Origin of the sequence: Streptomyces sp. CA-294286 (assembly GCF_050947155.1) — a bacterium.
In the GTDB taxonomy this organism is placed as follows: Bacteria; Actinomycetota; Actinomycetes; order Streptomycetales; family Streptomycetaceae; genus Streptomyces.
On sequence record NZ_CP192005.1, the window covers coordinates 356,240 to 372,929 of the forward strand.

13 protein-coding genes are annotated in these 16,690 nt (G+C 72.7%); 5 read left to right on the forward strand and 8 right to left on the reverse strand.

Features of this window, described 5'->3' with window-relative positions:
- Positions 1–6: 6 nt before the first annotated feature.
- On the forward strand, positions 7–420 hold the full coding sequence (locus tag ACQPZG_RS06875; protein WP_433544932.1) for a hypothetical protein: 414 nt from the start codon (positions 7–9) through the stop codon (positions 418–420).
- Between the two features lie 441 nt (positions 421–861).
- On the opposite strand, the gene ACQPZG_RS06880 is transcribed toward ACQPZG_RS06875, so the two are convergent.
- From ACQPZG_RS06880 to ACQPZG_RS06910, 7 genes are all read right to left on the reverse strand, one after another.
- Entirely contained in the window at positions 862–1,818 is a 957-nt protein-coding gene (locus ACQPZG_RS06880; RefSeq protein WP_433544933.1) for a S66 peptidase family protein, read from the reverse strand.
- Positions 1,815–3,806 carry a prolyl oligopeptidase family serine peptidase gene (locus ACQPZG_RS06885; RefSeq protein WP_433544934.1) on the reverse strand — a complete coding sequence of 664 codons (1,992 nt, stop codon included), beginning with the start codon at positions 3,804–3,806 and terminating at the stop codon, positions 1,815–1,817. Before ACQPZG_RS06885 ends, ACQPZG_RS06880 begins: the two co-directional genes overlap by 4 nt.
- A 63-nt stretch (positions 3,807–3,869) precedes the next feature.
- Entirely contained in the window at positions 3,870–5,201 is a 1,332-nt protein-coding gene (locus ACQPZG_RS06890; RefSeq protein ID WP_433544935.1) for a M20/M25/M40 family metallo-hydrolase, read from the reverse strand.
- Complete coding sequence (locus ACQPZG_RS06895) at positions 5,194–6,027, reverse strand: M55 family metallopeptidase (RefSeq protein ID WP_433544936.1); 834 nt, start codon at positions 6,025–6,027, stop codon at positions 5,194–5,196. The genes ACQPZG_RS06890 and ACQPZG_RS06895 overlap by 8 nt, the downstream gene beginning before the upstream one ends.
- A gap of 113 nt (positions 6,028–6,140) precedes the next feature.
- Positions 6,141–6,866 (reverse strand): methyltransferase domain-containing protein, encoded by a 726-nt coding sequence (locus ACQPZG_RS06900; RefSeq protein WP_433544937.1) that lies wholly within the window; start codon positions 6,864–6,866, stop codon positions 6,141–6,143.
- Between the two features lie 294 nt (positions 6,867–7,160).
- Positions 7,161–9,617 (reverse strand): MFS transporter, encoded by a 2,457-nt coding sequence (locus ACQPZG_RS06905; protein ID WP_433544938.1) that lies wholly within the window; start codon positions 9,615–9,617, stop codon positions 7,161–7,163.
- A 220-nt stretch (positions 9,618–9,837) separates the two neighbouring features.
- Positions 9,838–10,281: an SRPBCC family protein gene (locus ACQPZG_RS06910; protein WP_433544939.1), complete on the reverse strand. Its 444-nt coding sequence runs from the start codon at positions 10,279–10,281 to the stop codon at positions 9,838–9,840.
- 386 nt (positions 10,282–10,667) lie between these two features.
- Between ACQPZG_RS06910 and ACQPZG_RS06915 the strand changes: the two genes are divergently transcribed.
- Positions 10,668–11,237, forward strand: a complete 570-nt coding sequence (locus ACQPZG_RS06915; RefSeq protein WP_433544940.1) for an N-acetyltransferase family protein — start codon at positions 10,668–10,670, stop codon at positions 11,235–11,237.
- Here the strand turns inward: ACQPZG_RS06915 and ACQPZG_RS06920 are convergent.
- The gene (locus ACQPZG_RS06920; protein WP_433544941.1) at positions 11,186–11,761 is read right to left on the reverse strand and encodes an adenylosuccinate lyase; all 576 of its coding nucleotides are present in this window, start codon (positions 11,759–11,761) and stop codon (positions 11,186–11,188) included. The two genes, ACQPZG_RS06915 and ACQPZG_RS06920, sit on opposite strands and share 52 nt — an antisense overlap.
- 420 nt (positions 11,762–12,181) lie before the next feature.
- Here ACQPZG_RS06920 and ACQPZG_RS06925 point away from each other — a divergent pair, with 420 nt between their 5' ends.
- The 3 genes from ACQPZG_RS06925 (at position 12,182) to ccrA (ending at position 16,689) form a co-directional block, all read left to right on the forward strand.
- Positions 12,182–13,987 (forward strand): 3-hydroxyacyl-CoA dehydrogenase family protein, encoded by a 1,806-nt coding sequence (locus ACQPZG_RS06925; RefSeq protein ID WP_433544942.1) that lies wholly within the window; start codon positions 12,182–12,184, stop codon positions 13,985–13,987.
- Positions 13,988–14,066: 79 nt separating this feature from the next.
- On the forward strand, positions 14,067–14,897 hold the full coding sequence (locus tag ACQPZG_RS06930; RefSeq protein ID WP_433544943.1) for a TetR family transcriptional regulator: 831 nt from the start codon (positions 14,067–14,069) through the stop codon (positions 14,895–14,897).
- A gap of 454 nt (positions 14,898–15,351) precedes the next feature.
- Positions 15,352–16,689, forward strand: coding sequence for a crotonyl-CoA carboxylase/reductase (gene ccrA / locus ACQPZG_RS06935; protein ID WP_433544944.1), 1,338 nt, complete (start codon positions 15,352–15,354; stop codon positions 16,687–16,689).
- Position 16,690 lies beyond the last annotated feature (1 nt).

A 16,690-nucleotide genomic window follows, 5' to 3' on the forward strand; every position in this document is an offset into this window, starting at 1 on the left:
CCGACGATGGTACGTCGGGGGGCGCACCCCTTCGTCACCGGCGCGACAGGCCGCCGGGCGCCGCACCGCCCCCTCGGTCCGAAGGCGTCGGCGGACGAGAGCGCCGCGGCCGAGGCGGCGTACGGCATCCTCGCCCAGCGCCTCGCCGACCGGATCTCCGCGGCCTTCGTACCGGTCGTCACGGTCCCGGACGAATCCGAAGGGCGCTACCGGCCCCGCGTCAGCGGTTCGGCGGTTCGGCGGTTCGGGCACTTCTCGTTGGTCTTGACCACTCCCAGCTTGAGCGTGCCGCCCTGCAACCTGGTGCCGGCCTTCGGCGACTGGGTGCACACCTTCCAGTTGGGCGGCCACATCACCCTGCGGTTCTGGCCGCTGATGTCCTTGCGCTCCAGGGCGGTCTCGGCGCTGACCGTGTGGTAGACGTGGAAGAGGTTCCGTCCGACGAAGTTCGGCAGCGGAACGGGCTCGTCCTTCGGCGGAGCCGGGGCCGCCGCCCGTGCCGCCGGAGCCGGGGGCGCCGCCGTCGCCGCTCCGGTGGCTGTGGCTGTGGCTGTGGCTGTGGCTGTGGCTGTCAGGGCCAGTACCGCGATCGCCGCCGCACACTTCCGCATTCCTTGTGCCTCCTGGTTCCGTTCCCGGGGCGTTCTGCGCCCCTCCCGCTGTCCAGGATGGGCTGGTCCCGGCCGCACGGGGGCAGTGGGAGAGTCCGTACGGGTGACGCCGCGGACGGCGGGCGGCGGCGGCGGGCGGCGGCGGCGGCCGGTGCCTCCGTCGCCCGGCAGGGACGCGGCCCGGGGCGGTGCCGCCCTCAGCGGCGCGGTGCGGGTCACGGGTGTGCCGGAGGGCCGACCGCACCCCGGCTCACATCAGCGCGGGCGCGTCCAGCGTCAGCGTCCCGGCGTCCGCGTCCAGCACGGCGGGCAGGCCGAGCGGCACGGTCAGCGCGGTCGCCGCGTGCCCGAAGCCGAGTTCCTCGACCACCGGCACACCGAGTCCGCCCAGCCGGTCCAGCAGGACGGGCCGGACCGCCTGCTCGTAGGGTCCGCACTGCGCCCATGACCCGAGGGCGATCCCCGCGACGCCGTCCAGCCAGCCGGAGCGCAGGAGTTGGGTCAGGACGCGGTCCAGCCGGTACGCCTCTTCGCCGATGTCCTCGATGACGAGGAGACCGCCGCGCGCGGAGGGCCTGGCGTACGGGGTGCCGAGGTCCGCGGCCAGCAGCGAGACGCAGCCGCCGAGGGTGACGCCGTGCGCCCGGCCGGGCACCAGGGTGCGTGCGGTGGGCAGGCCGAGCGTGCGGACGGTCTCGGGGGCGAAGAGGGTGGCGCGCAGCGACTCCTGGGTGGGGCCGTCCTTGAGGAAGGCGAGCGTCGCGGTCATCGGGCCGTGCAGGGTGGCGACGCCCATGCGCTGGGCGAAGGCCTCGTGCAGGGCGGTGATGTCGCTGTAGCCGACGAAGACCTTGGGCCTGCCGTACGCCGCCGTGGCCGCCCGCATGGCCGCCCAGTCGACGAGGTCGACCATGCGCTGGACCCCGTACCCGCCGCGTGCGCACAGCACGGCGGACACGGTCGGGTCGCACCACGCCTCGGTGAGGTCGCGGGCGCGGGCCGCGTCGTCCCCGGCCAGGTATCCGAACTCCGGGTGCCGGTCCAGGACATGGGGCATCACCATCGGGTCGAGGTCCCAGCCGCGCAGGATGTCCAGGCCCTGTGCCAGCCGGTCCTCGGGCACCGGGCCGCTGGGGGCCACCACGGCGACCCGCGCGCCGGGGCGCAGCCGCGCCGGTCGGGACAACTCCACCGGGCACGGGGTCATTTGTCGAGCTCCAGTCGCGGCACGTCGGTGCGGTCGGCGCCGAAAGCCTGCGCGTACAGCGAGAGTTCGGCCTCCAGGGCCCTGGTCATGGTGTCGGCCCTGCGGAATCCGTGCCCCTCCCCCTCGAAGGCGAGGTAGGCGTGCGGTATGCCGCGCCCCGCCATCAGCGCGAGGAACCGTTCGGCCTGCGCGGGCGGGCAGACCGGGTCGTCGAGCCCCTGGAGCAGCAGGAAGGGGGCGGTGATCCGGTCGGCGTGCTCGACGGGCGAGCGCTGCGCGTAGATCTCGGGGCAGGCCGCGGGCGGCCCGACCAGCGACTCGGGGTAGCGGGACTCCAGGTCGTGGGTCTCCCCCGTCGCCCATGCCGCCAGGTCGAGTACGGGGTACTTGAGGGTGCCGCACGCGTACACGTCCGTCGCCGCGAGCGAGGCTGCCACGGTGAATCCGCCCGCGCTGCCGCCCCGGACGGCGAGCCTGAGCGGGTCGGCGGTGCCCTCCTCCGCGAGGGCGAGGGCGACCGCCGCGCAGTCCTCGACGTCGACGACGCCCCACTGGCCGCGCAGCCGGTTGCGGTACTCGCGCCCGTAGCCGGTGGAGCCGCCGTAGTTGACCTCGGCGACGCCGATGCCGCGCGAGGTGAAGTAGGCGATCTCCAGGTCCAGGACGAGGGGCGCGTGGTCGGTGGGACCGCCGTGCGCCCATACGACGTAGGGCGGCAACTCGTCGCCGGGAGCGATGCGTTCGGGGTGGTGCGGCGGGTAGATGTGGGCGTGGATGTCGTGGCCCTGGGGGCCGACGAAGGTACGGATGAGGGGTTCGGGGTAGTACGCGGGGTCGACGGGGTCGTCGTGCGGGGAGGCGATGACGCGGGCACGGCCGGTGGCGGGGATGAGTTCCACGATCTCGTGGCCGCTGCGCGGGCTGGCGGCGACGCCGACGACCCGGTCGCCGCACACGGCGAGGGTGGGCGCCCACGCGGTCCAGGGGCCCGCCGCGTCGACCAGTTCGCCGGTCTCGGGGTCGAGTATGCCGAGCGCGGTGGTGCCCCTGCCGTGCACGACGGCGATCAGTCCGCTGTCCAGGGGGTGGAACCAGCGCAGCCCGATCTGCCACAGCGGTCCGCCGAACTCCTCCTCCCGGCCCAGGCACAGCGCCCCGCTGATGCGGGTTCCGTCCCTGCGCAGCCGGTACAGCTCCCACCAGCCGCCCCGGTCGGAGGCGAAGAGCAGGGTCCCGTCCCGGTCCCACTCGACCTGGCAGACCGACTCCTCCTCGCCGCCCGCGACGGTGCGCGCGCCGCTGAACGGCTCCTTGTGGGCGGGAATCTCGGCGACGACCACCTCTGTGCCGTCCCACGGCATCCGGGGGTGGTCCCAGCCGATCCAGGCGGCCTGCCGACCGTCCGGGGAGATCCGTGGCCCGGTGACGAAGCGGTGCCGGCCGTCACTCAGCTCCCGCACCCGGGTACGGTCATCGGCCGCCGATCCGTCCAGCGGCACGGCGGCGATCACCCGGCGCACGTCGGTGGCCGCAGGGCCGGTGAACTCCTCCAGTACGCACCACACCTCGTCGCCGTGGATCACCGGGTCGACCCAGCGCAGTCCGTCGCCGACGGACGAGAGCGGGGTGAGCGGGCGCGGGTCGCCGGCGGCGGGGGCGTCCGGCTCGTACGCGTACAGCCGCTGGTCGGCGAAGTCGACGAAGGCGACGAGCGGCCCGTCCGCGGCCCGGGGGGTGCCGGCCCAGGGCTGGCCGCCGTACTCGACGACGCGGCTGCGCACGTTCCAGGGGGCCGGCAGGACGGACTGCTCGCGGCCGTCCGGCAGCAGCCGCAGCAGCGCCCGGCGGCCGGCCTCCTCGGGGCGGGGGGCGGTCCACCACACCTCGTCGCCGACCGTGCCGACGAACTGCGGCGCCCCGTCGTGCGAGGCGGCGAGCGCGGCGTCGATCGGTGACGGCCAGCTTCCGTAAGGCCCGATGGGCACCATGCTGCAACTCCCCGGCTGTGGTCGGGCTTCCCTGAGCCCTGCGGTCGTCGAACTGTGCGGGCGTCAAGCCCTGCGAAGGCAATGGTCCAGCACGCGCACCCCGAAGTGCAGTGCTTCGACCGGGACGCGTTCGTCGACCCCGTGGAAGAGCGCCTCGTAGTCGAAGCCCTCGGGCAGCTTCAGCGGCGAGAATCCGTAGCCGGTGATGCCGAGCCGGGCGAACTGCTTGGCGTCCGTACCGCCCGACATGCAGTACGGCACGACGTGCCCCTCCGGCGCGAACTCCTGTACGGAACGAGCGAGTTGCCGGTACGTCGGTGAGTCGACCGGGGCCTCGACGGCGGGCGAGCGGTGGTGGAACTCCCAGTCGACGTACTCGCCGGTCAGCCGGTCCATCGTCGCGGCGAACTCGCGCTCGCCGCCCGGCAGAAACCTTCCGTCGATGTGGGCGCTCGCACTGCCGGGGATGACGTTGACCTTGTAACCGCCGGTCAGCATGGTCGGGTTGGCACTGTTGCGCACGGTCGCCTCCACCAGGGCGGCGGACGGGCCGAGCTTGTTGAGCAGGGCGTCCACGTCGAACGCGGGGTCGTCCGGGTCGGGGGCGTCCAGGTCGTGCAGTGCGGCCAGCTCGCGCAGGCAGGCCCGTACCGTCGGGGTCAGACGCACCGGCCACTCGTGCTCGCCGATCCGGGCGACGGCGGCGGCGAGACGGCTCACCGCATTGGCGGGATTGACCTTGGAGCCGTGCCCCGCCGTCCCGTAGCCGGTGAGCTTGAGCCACCCCGTGCCGCGCTCGCCCGCGGCGATGGGGTAGATCTCCATGCCGGGTCCGGCGTGGAAGGTGTACGCGCCCGATTCGCTGATGCCTTCCGTGCAGCCTTCGAAGAGGTGCGCGTGTTCCTCGACGAGGAAGTCGGCGCCGTCGACCGCACTGGCCTCCTCGTCGGCGGTGTAGGCGATCACGATGTCCCGGCGCGGCCGCACTCCGGTACGCGCCCAGGCACGGACGACGGACAGCACCATCGCGTCCATGTTCTTCATGTCGACGGCGCCGCGCCCCCACACCACGCCGTCGCGGACCTCCCCGGAGAAGGGGTGCACGGACCAGTCGGCGGGCTCGGCGGGGACGACGTCGAGGTGGCCGTGGACCAGGAGCGCGTCCGCGCACGGGTCGGTCCCGGCGATGCGGGCGACGACGTTGGTGCGCCCCCGGGTGCGTTCCAGCAGGTGCACGTCGAGGCCCGCGTCGGCGAGGCGTTCGGCGGCGTACTCGGCGGCCGGCCGCTCGAAGCAGTCGCCGCTGCCCCTGTTGGTGGTGTCGATGCGGATCAGGTCGGAGGTGAAGGCGACCACCTCGTCCAGCGCGGTCCGGTCGATGTCGTGGTCACCCATACTGCTCCTCCACAGCGGACGAGACGATCGTCGTGACCGCCTTGAAGGTACGAATGCCCTCATACATCGTCGGGCTGGTGTAGGAGACACGCCGTTCACCGCTCCGGTCCACGCCCGGCACGACGGTGGCCACGTCGGACAGGTGGGCGGCGTCGAACTCCATCTCCACCGTGAAGGGGCCGCCTCGCACCGGCTCGTGACGCACCGCCAGCACGGCGGCCCGCTCGGCGGCGGCGCGGATGTCGGCCGCGGTTCGGGCCGGGGTCCGGCACACGGCCGCGTACCGCGAGACGTGGTCCTTGACCGCCACCTTGTGGGCGGCGGGCGCGTACCCGTCGGCGTCCTCACAGGTGAGGTCGTCGCCGGTGACGAGGACGACCGGTACCCCGTACTCGGCGACGACATGCGCGTTGAGCAGTCCCTCGCTCGCGCGCCTGCCGTTGAGCCACACCCCGGTGAGCGAGTTGGCGAGGTAGGTGTGCGCGAGGACGCCTTCCGCGCCGGCGCCCGTGTGGTAGCCGACGAAGGCAATGCCGTCGACGTCGTCGTGCTGGACGCCCTCGACCATGCTGAGCGACTTGTGGCGCCCGGTGAGCATGAGGGCGCGGTCGTCGAGCCGTTCGAGCAGCAGGTTGCGCATCGTCCAGTGGGCCTCGTTGATGAGGACCTCGTCCGCGCCGCCGTCGAAGAAGCCCAGGACGGCCGCGTTCACGTCGGAGGTGAACATCGACCGGCAGCGCTCCCACTGCGGGGTGCCGGGCAGGACGTCGGCCGGCCAGGTGACACCGGTGGCGCCCTCCATGTCGGCGCTGATGAGGATCTTCACCGATGCTCACACCCTTCGCTCGGCCTACCGCTGTCATCACCCGTGCACAGCTGCGTCATGCCTGGTGAGTGTACGTACGGAATCCGGCGGCGCCGCGCGGCCCCTCCCGGCGCTCACCGCGCCCGGCCCACCACCAGCCAGCGTGCCGGAAGCTCGATCCGGGTGCCGTTCGCGCGGTGCGCGGTGGTGGTCAGCGGCAGTTCCCCCGCGGCGAGGACCCGCAGCCCCGCCGCCCGGAACAGCTCGGGCGCCTGGTCCTCGGTCAGCCCGCCGGTGGCTATCCCGTGGGCGAGGAGCGGGCGCAGCGTGAGCGGCGGGCCTTCGGGGTCGCGGGCCAGGGCGTCGAGGATGTGGCCGGCCGCCTCCGCCGGCTCCACCACGAAGGCCCGCCCCCGCTCCCCCACCAGGGTCGCCACGGCTCCGGCGAGCGCCTCCCGGTCGTCGGGCCCGGCCTGGTGCAGCACGCCGCGCAGGTACACCTGGGCATCGCCCAGCTCCGTGTGCAGTGCCCGTACCGCGGCCGGATCGGTGGCGTCGGCGACGCCGAAGCGCACCCGGCCGCCGGGGTCCAGGCGGCGCGCCCTCGCGATGGCGGCGGGCGCCAGGTCCACGCCCGCCACCAGGGGGAACCGGTCGGCGAGGTAGCGGGTCTGGGTGCCGTTGCCGCAGCCGAGGTCGACGACGGGCAGTACGTACTCGGTCATGTGGGGCTCGAAGAGGGCGAGGTGGACGCCGGCGGTGAGCGCGGGCTCCGCGTCCCACAGGACCGCGCCCGCCCGCTCCGGCGCGGCTTCCCAGAAACCCTCCCAGACGTCCCTGTACCGGCGGGTCACGCTCATGCGCAGCTCCTGAGGTGTGACGGAGAGTGGCGAAGATCGCTTCTACCGTCCCTGCCGCTGCGGGAGCGCGGCAAGGTGTCGACATACACCTTTGTCGGCCGTTCGAGCTGCGGAGTCGGCCGTGCACGCCGCGTGTGCGCCGTGCACGCCGGGGTTGACAACATGCGTTTCCTGGGTCGGGAGAACTCCCCTCTCCGCAACGGAAGTTCGGCTTCACCGTCCGTGCGGGGAGCCCGGGGTCCGTGCGCGGGGCTCCGTCCGTACGGGAGTCCGCCGTCCGCCGAGGGGCGGCTCTCAGTCCTCGTGGCCGAGTCGGAGGTCACGTTCCGTGCGGTCGTCGCCCGTCACCCGGAGCACGGTCGCCAGCGGCGGGTAGCCGGCCGCGATGACGGTGTACTCGCCGCAGGACAGGTAGGCGAAGCGGAAGGCGCCGTCCGGCCCGGTGGTGAGGGTGTCCAGCACGTTGCCCGCCTCGTCGAGCAGCGTCACCCGGGCGTCGTCCACCGGCCGTTCCCCGTTCGCCCGCACCGTGCCGCTCAGTACCGCGCCCCCGGTCAGCCCGATGTCCTGCCGGGTCTCGCCGGAGGACCGCACGCTCACCGGCAGCGCGGTCGGCCGGTGCTCGGGCGCGCTGGCGGCGAGCGTGTACTCGCCGGCCAGCAGGTCCGGCAGGACGTACTCCCCCGCGCGCCCGCTCCTCGTGGAAGCGACGACCTCGCCGCGGCCGTCGGTGAGGGTGACGGCCGCGTCCCGTACGGGATTCCCGTCGCCGCCGACGACGGACCCGGCCAGGCGCCCCGCGCCGCCGAGGACCACGTCCAGCTCGACCGGCCGCTCCCCCACGGTCACCGTGACGGCCTGCGGCTGGTACCCGTCGGCCGCCACGATCAGTACGTACGCCCCGGGACCGCGCACGCTGAGCGCGTACCGCCCGTCGGAGCCGCTCGCGCCCCGCCCGACCTGTTGGCCCGCCACGTCGATGAGGGTGAGGGCCGCCCGCGGCACGGCGCTGCCGCCGTGGTGCCGGACGGTGCCCCGGACCGGCAGGCCGCCCGACTGCTGTGCGGGCAGCGGGAGGTGGGGCGCGGGCAGCGGGTACGGGACGGCGGGCTCGGCGGCCACGGCGGAGGGGGCGTTCTGCGCGGACACCAGCGGTTTCTCCTTGAGGAAGCAGGCGATGAGCAGGCCGAGCACGAGCACCGGAACCAAGTAGAGGAAGAGGCGCGGCATGGCCGCCGCGTACGCCTCGACGTAGACGTCGCGCAGCAGCGGCGGCATCGAGTGCACCAGCTGCGGAGTGAGGGAGGAGGCGTCGGGCAGAGCGACGCCGGCCGGCAGCGAATCGGCGAGCGCGTCGACGAGCCGCCCGGCGAAGAGCGTGCCGAAGACCGCGGCGCCGAGGGAGCCGCCCATGTGACGGAAGTAGGTGTGGGCGCTGGTGGCGGTGCCGAGGTCGCCCGGACGCACGGAGTTCTGTACGACGAGCACCAGCACCGGCAGGACCAGCCCGACGCCGACGCCGAGCACCGCCATCCAGATGCTGTAGTCGAGCTGCGGCGTGCCCCGCTCCAGCCGGGACAGCAGCCACATCCCGACCGCCGACAGCGCGCAGCCGACGACCGGGTACACGCGGTAGTGGCCGGTGGCGCTGATGAGCTGGCCGGAGACGATCGAGGCGAGGACGACGCCGCCCATCATCGGCAGCATGAGCAGCCCGGACTCGGTGGCGCTCGCGCCGTCGACCATCTGGAGGAAGGTGGGGAGGTAGCTCGCCGCGCCGAAGAGGGCGACGCCGACGACGGCTCCCACGAGTCCGGTGACATTGAAGACCGAGTCGCGGAACAGCCGCAGCGGGATGAGCGGTTCGGCGGCGTGGTACTCGACGACCACGAAGAGCAGGGACGTTCCGGCTGCGCCCGCCGCGAGCCCGAGGATCACCCGGGAGTCCCACGCGTACTCCGTGCCGCCCCAACTGGTCAGCAGGACCAGGCAGGTCGACGCGGCGGCGAGCAGTGCGGCGCCCATGAGGTCCAGGCGCGGTCGGACGGCGGGCTTCGGGAGTTTCAGGACGACGGCGACGACGGCGAAGGTGAGCAGGCCGAACGGGACGTTGATGTAGAAGCACCAGCGCCAGGAGGCGTGGTCGGTGAAGAAGCCGCCGAGCAGCGGTCCGGCCACCGAGGCGAGTCCGAAGGCGGCCCCGATGAGGCCCATGAAGCGGCCGCGCCGACGGGGCGGCACGAGGTCCGCGACGATCGCCTGCACGCCGATCATGAGCCCGCCCGCGCCCGCTCCCTGGAGCGCGCGGAAGGCGATGAGCTGGTCCATCGTCCGGGACCAGCCGGCCAGCGCGGAGCCGACGACGAAGACGACGACGGCGAAGAGGAAGACGCCCTTGCGGCCGAAGAGGTCGCCGAGTTTGCCGTAGACCGGCAGCCCGATGGTGGAGGTCAGCAGGTACGCGGTGATCGCCCAGGACATCCGGTCCAGGCCCTGGAGGTCGCCGACGATCGCGGGCAGGGCGGTGGCGATGATCATCTGCTCCAGCGCGGCGAGCAGCAGCGCGAGCATCAGCCCGCAGAAGACGAGCCGGACCCGGCGGGGGCTGCCGTACGGTCCCGGCGGGTCCTCCCGATGCTCCGCATCCGGCGCCGGACGGCCGCGCCTCTTCTCGAACGCCGGTGTCCCGGCGGGCAGGTGGCCGGGGTGTGGCGCGTCCCTGCCGTCCTCGACCAGAGTGCTGCCGCCCACGTTCCCGCTCCCCTTCGTCGCGCCGCCTCGTCGCGCCTGCTCCGCCCATTTGTCGCATTCGACGACAAGGCGGGGCAAGCACGACGGTTGACGCGCGACAGCCGCGGGGTGGGCATGTGCGCCGGTGGGAGCCCTTACGACGCACAACCGGCCGTCACGGAAGACCACTCGAACCGGTGAGTGGCGGACCTGCCCGTAACGGCCGCCGGGGTGGGCGCAGTTACTTCTCGACCTCGTTCGCGAGGTTGGCCAGCAGCTCGTCGTGGATGCGGGCGAGTCCCTTGGGCGCGAAGGTCCTTTCGAAGAACCCTCCGATGCCGGTGGCTCCGGTCCACACGGACGTGACGACGGCCTTGGACGAGCCCTCCCCGGCCGGGGTGACCGTCCAGGTGGTGACCATGGAAGAGTTGCGGTCCTTCTCCACGAGCCGGCCGTCGGTCGGCTCGGTGACCTCCAGCAGACAGTCCCGGACGCGCTTGCTGGTGGCCTGGAGCTTCCAGTGGACGAGGGTGCCCTCGCCGTCGCCGCCCTCGCGCACCTCGTACTCGCTGTAGTGTCCGGGCAGGAGCTTTTCGCGCGTGCCGCTGTAGTCGGCCAGCGTGTCGAACACCGTCTCCGCATCCGCCGCGATGATCCGCTCGGTCGTGGCCTCTACCTGCGCCATGCCTCTTCCTCCAGTAGTCGGTTCTCCGGGTGGCTGCGCTCACCCAACCACCTCGGGGGCGAGCGTCACAATCCGGGTCGTGCCACCGAGCAGGGCATGGGTTCCCGTCGCGGTCCGTACCGCCAAGGCGGCGTCCACGCGCGGGAACCCGCCGGTCGGCCAAGCACCCCACGGCCCGGTCCGGCACCAGCGACGCCTCGCCCGTGTCGTCCACGAACGGGTGACCGCGCACGGAATCGGCCCGGCCCGCGGCGCCCGAGCCCGCCGCATCCCCATCCCGAGCCGCCCGGACCCCGCCGGCTCGGCCCGGGGTGACGGGACGGTCGGCCCGGGGCCGCCCCGAAAACCGGAGGACCGCCGGGCCGCGCGGCGTCTACCGTGCCGCCATGGCCCACGACGCATCCACTCCCCTCCTCCGGCCGATGACGTTCGCCGACTGCGCGGCCGTGGCCGCCGTACGGGTCCTCGGCTGGCAGCACGCCTACGCCGGACTCGTACCGCAGTCGCACCTCGACGCACTGGACCTCGACCGGGAGACGGAGTTGCGCCGCACGCAGTTCGGCGCCGCGGGCCCCGGCACCGTGAACCTGGTCGCCGAGCGAGCGGGCGAGGTCGTCGGCTGGGCCTGCTGGGGCCCGTACCGGACGGACGGCGAACCGGCCCGACCCGCGCACGCCGAGCTCTACGCCCTGTACGTACGTCCCGACCACCTGTCCTGCGGAGCGGGTCGCGCCCTGACGACCGCGTGCGTCGCCGGTGCGCGCGCCGCCGGGTTCACCTCGCTGAGCCTGTGGGTGCTCGCACGGAACGACCGCGCCCGCCGCTTCTACGAGAAGGCCGGTTTCGTCTGCGACGGTGTCGAGGAGCCGTTCGAGCTGGACGGCGCCCTCGTGCCCGAGGTGCGCTACACGAGCCGGCTCAGCGAGGCGGCGGCTGCCGCGCGCAGCCTCGGCTGACCCAGCGCCGCCTCCAGTACCGGGCGCGCCCGTGCGTCCCGCAGCTGCCCCAGGCCCTCCACGCAGGCCAGCGCCACCCGCCAGTGCGGCTCGCCCGGCGCGAGCAGTCCGCGCAGGGTGGTGATGAGCGCCGGTACGGACTCCGGGGCCCGCAGTTCGGTCAGCAGCCGCACCGGATGCAGGGCGTACGCGGTGCGCATGGTGTTGGTGGCGAGGGCCGCGGCGGCGCGGGCGGTGCGCGGGTCGCCGAGCCGGGCCAGGGCGTACGCGGCGGACACGCACCGTTCCGGGTCCCGGTGGTTGAGCAGCAGGACCAGTGCTTCGAAGGCCCGCCGGTCCCCGGCGAGGCCCAGCCGGAAGGCGGCGATCTCACGTGCCCAGAGGGGCTGTTGGGGTTCGGTGAGGACACGGACCAGTACCTCCTGGTCCTCCGTCGCGATCAGCCGTTCGTACGCCGCGGACTCCTCGGCGCCCTCCGCTTCCTCGCCCAGCCGGTCGATCAGGGACCGCAGTTCCTCGTCCATGGGCGTCAGCCTAGCCAGCCCGTGGCCCGCGGACGCGACGTGGATCACATGCGGGGGCGCCCGTCGGGGGCTGGCGCGCTCGTTACTCGCCGGTTAGTCTCAAGTGAGCGGGTCGCCCCCACCACAGGGCTCAACACCCGCTGCACGATCAACTCTTGGCGGCCTGGTGACGCAGCCGCCACGAGGGGGTACTCCGGGCCCGCGCGGCACGGAGAAGTTCAGTCGGTTCGGCGTTTCGGTACGCGTACGGCAGGGCCCGGGACAGGGCCCGCCGCAATCCTCCACCCGGTACGGCACGTGGCGTCCGCGCACTTCCTGTGCGTCGGCGTCCGTCCTCCCGTTCGACCCGTCCTCCCGTGGACCGGGTCCGCTCGCAGACGCCCCCCTTCAGTCGTCACCTTCTTCCTCTGGAGTCCCGTGATGGACATCCCTGCCTCCACCACCCCTCTCTCCTCCCTGCGCACCGTCGCCGTCGTCGGCCTGGGCACGATGGGCACCGGCATCGCCGAGGTGCTGGCCCGCGCCGGCCGCACGGTCATCGGCATCGACATCAGCACCGCCGCCGTCCACCAGGCGGTCGCCGCCCTCGAAGCGTCCACGGCCCGCTCGGTGCGCAAGGAGCGGCTGGACGCGGTCGAGCGGGCCGAGATCCTCGCCCGGTTCCGCACCTCCGTCGAACTGTCGGCGGCGGCCGACGCGGACCTCGTCATCGAGGTCGTTCCGGAGTCGTACGAGGTCAAGCACCAGGTCTTCCGCGAGCTGGACGCCCTCGTCCGCCCGGACACCATCCTCGCCACCGGCACCAACGCGCTCTCGGTGACCCGGCTCGCCGCCGACTCGGCGCGCCCCGAGCGGGTGTTGGGCATGCACTTCTTCAACCCGGCCCCGGCGATGAAGCTCGTGGAGGTCGTCTCCTCGGTCCTCACCGCCCCGACGGCCGTCGCCGCCGTCACCGACCTGGCGCACGACCTGGGCAAGGAGCCGGTCGCGGTCGGCGACCGCCCCGGCTTCGTCGCGGACGGGCTGCTGTTCGGCTACCTCAACCAGGCAGCCGCGATGTACGAGTCCAAGTACGCCTCCCGCGAGGACATCGACGCCGCGATGCGGCTCGGCTGCGGCCTTCCGATGGGGCCGCTCGCCCTCCTGGACCTGATCGGCATCGACACCGCCCGCACGGTCCTGGAGGCGATGTACGCGGAGTCGCACGACCGGCTGCACGCCCCCGCGCCGATCCTCAAGCAGCTCAGCGAGGCCGGGCTGACCGGCCGCAAGGCGGGCCGCGGCTTCTACACGTACGAGGAGGCGGGCAGCGGCACGGTCGTGCGGGACGCGCTGACGCCCCTGGAGGCTCCGCCGCTGACCACCGGCCGCGAGATCCGCACCGTCGGCGTCGCGGGCTCCGGAACGATGGCCTCCGGCATCGCCGAGGTCTTCGCCAAGGCCGGGTACGGGGTCGTCCTGGTGGCCCGCGGCCAGGAGAAGGCGGACGCCGCCAAGGCCCGCGTCCACACGTCGCTCTCGCGCTCCGTCGACAAGGGCAGGATGACCGCCGAGGCCCGTGACGAGGCGCTCGGGCGGATCACCCCGGCGGGCTCCCTGGACGCCCTCGCGGACGTGGACCTGGCGCTGGAGGCCGTCGCCGAGGATCTCGCGGTCAAGCAGCAGCTGTTCGCCGCGTTCGACAAGGTCTGCAAGCCGGGCGCGATCCTGGCCACCACCACCTCCTCGCTGCCCGTGGTCGCCTGCGCCCGCGCCACCTCGCGGCCCGAGGACGTCGTCGGGATGCACTTCTTCAACCCGGCCCCGGCGATGAAGCTCGTGGAGATCGTCCGCACGGTCCTCACGGCCGACGACGTGCACGCCACCGTGCGCGACCTCACCACGAGGATCCGCAAGCACCCGGTGGACTGCGGCGACCGGGCCGGATTCATCGTGAACGCCCTCCTCTTCCCGTACCTGAACAACGCGATCAAGATGGTCCAGGAGCACTACGCGACGCTGGACGACATCGACGCGGCGATGAAGCTGGGCGGCGGCTACCCGATGGGGCCGTTCGAACTCCTGGACGTGGTCGGCCTGGACGTCTCGCTCGCCATCGAGCAGGTCCTGCACCGCGAGTTCCGCGACCCGGGCCTGGCGCCCGCGCCGCTGCTGGAGCACCTGGTCGCGGCGGGCTGCCTGGGCCGCAAGACCGGGCGCGGCTTCCGGGAGTATGCGCGCCGGTAGGCAGGCGGGCGGGCCTGGCTGGGGCGGGCTGCTGGCAGGAGTCGGCAGCCCGCCCCCGCAGGCGCGGCCCCCTGCGCGGATGGGTTACGTTCAGGGCATGCCCCAGGCCCCCAGGACTTCTCGTACGACCTCTGCGCCCGACGCCCCGGAAAGTGCCGCGGGCACCCGCGCGGCGGCCCAGCGCCTCAAGATGCGCCGTGAGCTGTCGGCCGCCGCGATGGAGCTCTTCGCGACGAAGGGGTACGAGGCGACCACGGTCGACGAGATCGCCGCGGCCGGCGGCGTCGCCCGCCGGACCTTCTTCCGCCACTTCCGTTCGAAGGAGGAGGCGATCTTCCCGGACCACGACGACACCCTGGTCCGGGCGGAGGCGGTCCTGCAGGCCGCTCCCCCGCACGAGCACCCGCTCGACACCGTGTGCCGCGGCATCAAGGAGGTCATGCGGATGTACGCGGCGGCTCCGGCCGTCTCCGTGGCCCGCTACAAGCTGACGCGCGAGGTGCCCACCCTGCGCGAGGCGGAGATCGCCTCGGTGGCCCGCTACGAGCGCCTCTTCACCCGCTACCTGCTCGGACACTTCGACGAGCACGACCACCAGCCCGGCAACGACGACCCGCTGCTCGCGGAGGTGGCCGCGTCGGCGGTCGTGACCGCGCACAACCACGTCCTGCGCCGCTGGCTGCGGGCGGGCGGCCAGGGGGACGTGGAGACCCAGCTCGACCACGCCTTCGCGATCGTCCGCGACACCTTCGGCTCGGGCATCGGCGCGGGCCGCAGCGCGAGGCCGGAGCCCGCCGCCGCGGAGACGACGGTGCACACGAACGGCGAGGTGCTGGTCGCGGTGGCCCGCACCGACGCACCGCTGGACGAGGTCATGCGCACGATCGAGGAGGCGCTGAAGCAGCGCTGAGACGCACGCCACGAAGAAGGCCGTCCCCGACCCCGGGGGCGGCCTTTTCCGTATGCCAATACGGGCCGATCGGACACACGCCGATCGATCATCGCTCATATGCGCAGGTCAGGAAGGAGTGAGAGCATCTCTGTAGGAAATTGTTGGCACTCAGTGCCTTGTCACTTGTCACGGGGTGCCATACGTTGAAGTCGTCCGGGCGGCCGGCGTGCAGAGACCTTTCGTACGCCGGCTGTCCCCGCACACCGCCGGGTGTGCGCGCCCGGACGCCTGCGTCACAGGCACCTTTCGCGCAACGCTTCGCCTCCGAGGTCTTTGTCACGAGCAAAGGCGGAACGAAGTGAAGCCCCCCGCGCCGCCGCACCACCCGCAGCACCGCCGAACCGACGGCACACCTCCACCTCACGCTCCACACCCTCACTCCCTCAAGACCGAGCTCCGCCGGAGGCCTCCCGTGAAGGAAATCCTGGACGCGATCCAGTCGCAGGAAGCGACTGCCGCCGACTTCGCCGCTCTCGCCGTTCCCGAGTCGTACCGCGCGATCACCGTGCACAAGGACGAGACGGAGATGTTCGAAGGGCTCACCACCCGCGAGAAGGACCCGCGCAAGTCGATCCACCTGGACGACGTGCCGGTGCCGGAACTCGGACCGGGCGAGGCCCTGGTGGCGGTCATGGCCAGTTCGGTCAACTACAACTCGGTCTGGACCTCGATCTTCGAGCCGGTCTCGACCTTCAGCTTCCTCGAACGCTACGGCCGACTCAGCGAGTTGACGAAGCGTCACGACCTGCCGTACCACATCATCGGTTCCGACCTGGCTGGTGTCGTGCTGCGCACGGGCCCCGGCGTGAACGCGTGGAACCCCGGTGACGAGGTCGTCGCGCACTGTCTGTCCGTCGAGCTGGAGTCCAGCGACGGCCACAACGACACGATGCTCGACCCGGAGCAGCGGATCTGGGGCTTCGAGACGAACTTCGGCGGCCTCGCCGAGATCGCCCTGGTGAAGTCCAACCAGCTCATGCCGAAGCCCGACCACCTCAGCTGGGAGGAGGCCGCGTCCCCGGGACTGGTCAACTCCACCGCGTACCGCCAGCTGGTCTCGCGCAACGGCGCCGGCATGAAGCAGGGCGACAACGTCCTGATCTGGGGCGCGAGCGGCGGACTCGGCTCCTACGCCACGCAGTTCGCCCTGGCCGGCGGCGCGAACCCGATCTGCGTCGTCTCCAGCGACCAGAAGGCGGACATCTGCCGGGCGATGGGCGCGGACGCGATCATCGACCGCAACGCCGAGGGTTACAAGTTCTGGAAGAACGAGCACGAGCAGGACCCGCGCGAGTGGAAGCGCTTCGGCAAGCGCATCCGCGAGCTCACCGGCGGCGAGGACGTCGACATCGTCTTCGAGCACCCGGGCCGGGAGACCTTCGGCGCGAGCGTGTACGTCACCCGCAAGGGCGGCACCATCGTCACCTGCGCCTCGACGTCCGGCTACAACCACGAGTACGACAACCGCTACCTGTGGATGTCGCTGAAGAGGATCATCGGCTCGCACTTCGCGAACTACCGCGAGGCGTGGGAGGCCAACCGTCTGATCGCCAAGGGCAAGATCCACCCGACGCTGTCCAAGGTGTACTCCCTGGAGGACACCGGCCAGGCCGCGTACGACGTCCACCGCAACCTCCACCAGGGCAAGGTCGGCGTGCTGGCGCTCGCCCCGCGCGAGGGACTCGGCGTCCGCAACCACGAGATGCGCGAGACGCACCTCGACGCCATCAACCGCTTCCGGAATGTCTGAG

Coding starts and splice junctions, on each gene's coding strand:
- ACQPZG_RS06890 (WP_433544935.1), bottom strand. CDS start 5,201: ATGGGTGACCACGACATCGACCGGACCGCGCTGGACGAGGTGGTCGCC.
- ACQPZG_RS06910 (WP_433544939.1), bottom strand. CDS start 10,281: ATGGCGCAGGTAGAGGCCACGACCGAGCGGATCATCGCGGCGGATGCG.
- ACQPZG_RS06920 (WP_433544941.1), bottom strand. CDS start 11,761: ATGGACGAGGAACTGCGGTCCCTGATCGACCGGCTGGGCGAGGAAGCG.
- ACQPZG_RS06900 (WP_433544937.1), bottom strand. CDS start 6,866: ATGAGCGTGACCCGCCGGTACAGGGACGTCTGGGAGGGTTTCTGGGAA.
- ACQPZG_RS06930 (WP_433544943.1), top strand. CDS start 14,067: ATGGGTTACGTTCAGGGCATGCCCCAGGCCCCCAGGACTTCTCGTACG.
- ACQPZG_RS06915 (WP_433544940.1), top strand. CDS start 10,668: ATGGCCCACGACGCATCCACTCCCCTCCTCCGGCCGATGACGTTCGCC.
- ACQPZG_RS06885 (WP_433544934.1), bottom strand. CDS start 3,806: ATGGTGCCCATCGGGCCTTACGGAAGCTGGCCGTCACCGATCGACGCC.
- ACQPZG_RS06925 (WP_433544942.1), top strand. CDS start 12,182: ATGGACATCCCTGCCTCCACCACCCCTCTCTCCTCCCTGCGCACCGTC.
- ACQPZG_RS06875 (WP_433544932.1), top strand. CDS start 7: ATGGTACGTCGGGGGGCGCACCCCTTCGTCACCGGCGCGACAGGCCGC.
- ACQPZG_RS06880 (WP_433544933.1), bottom strand. CDS start 1,818: ATGACCCCGTGCCCGGTGGAGTTGTCCCGACCGGCGCGGCTGCGCCCC.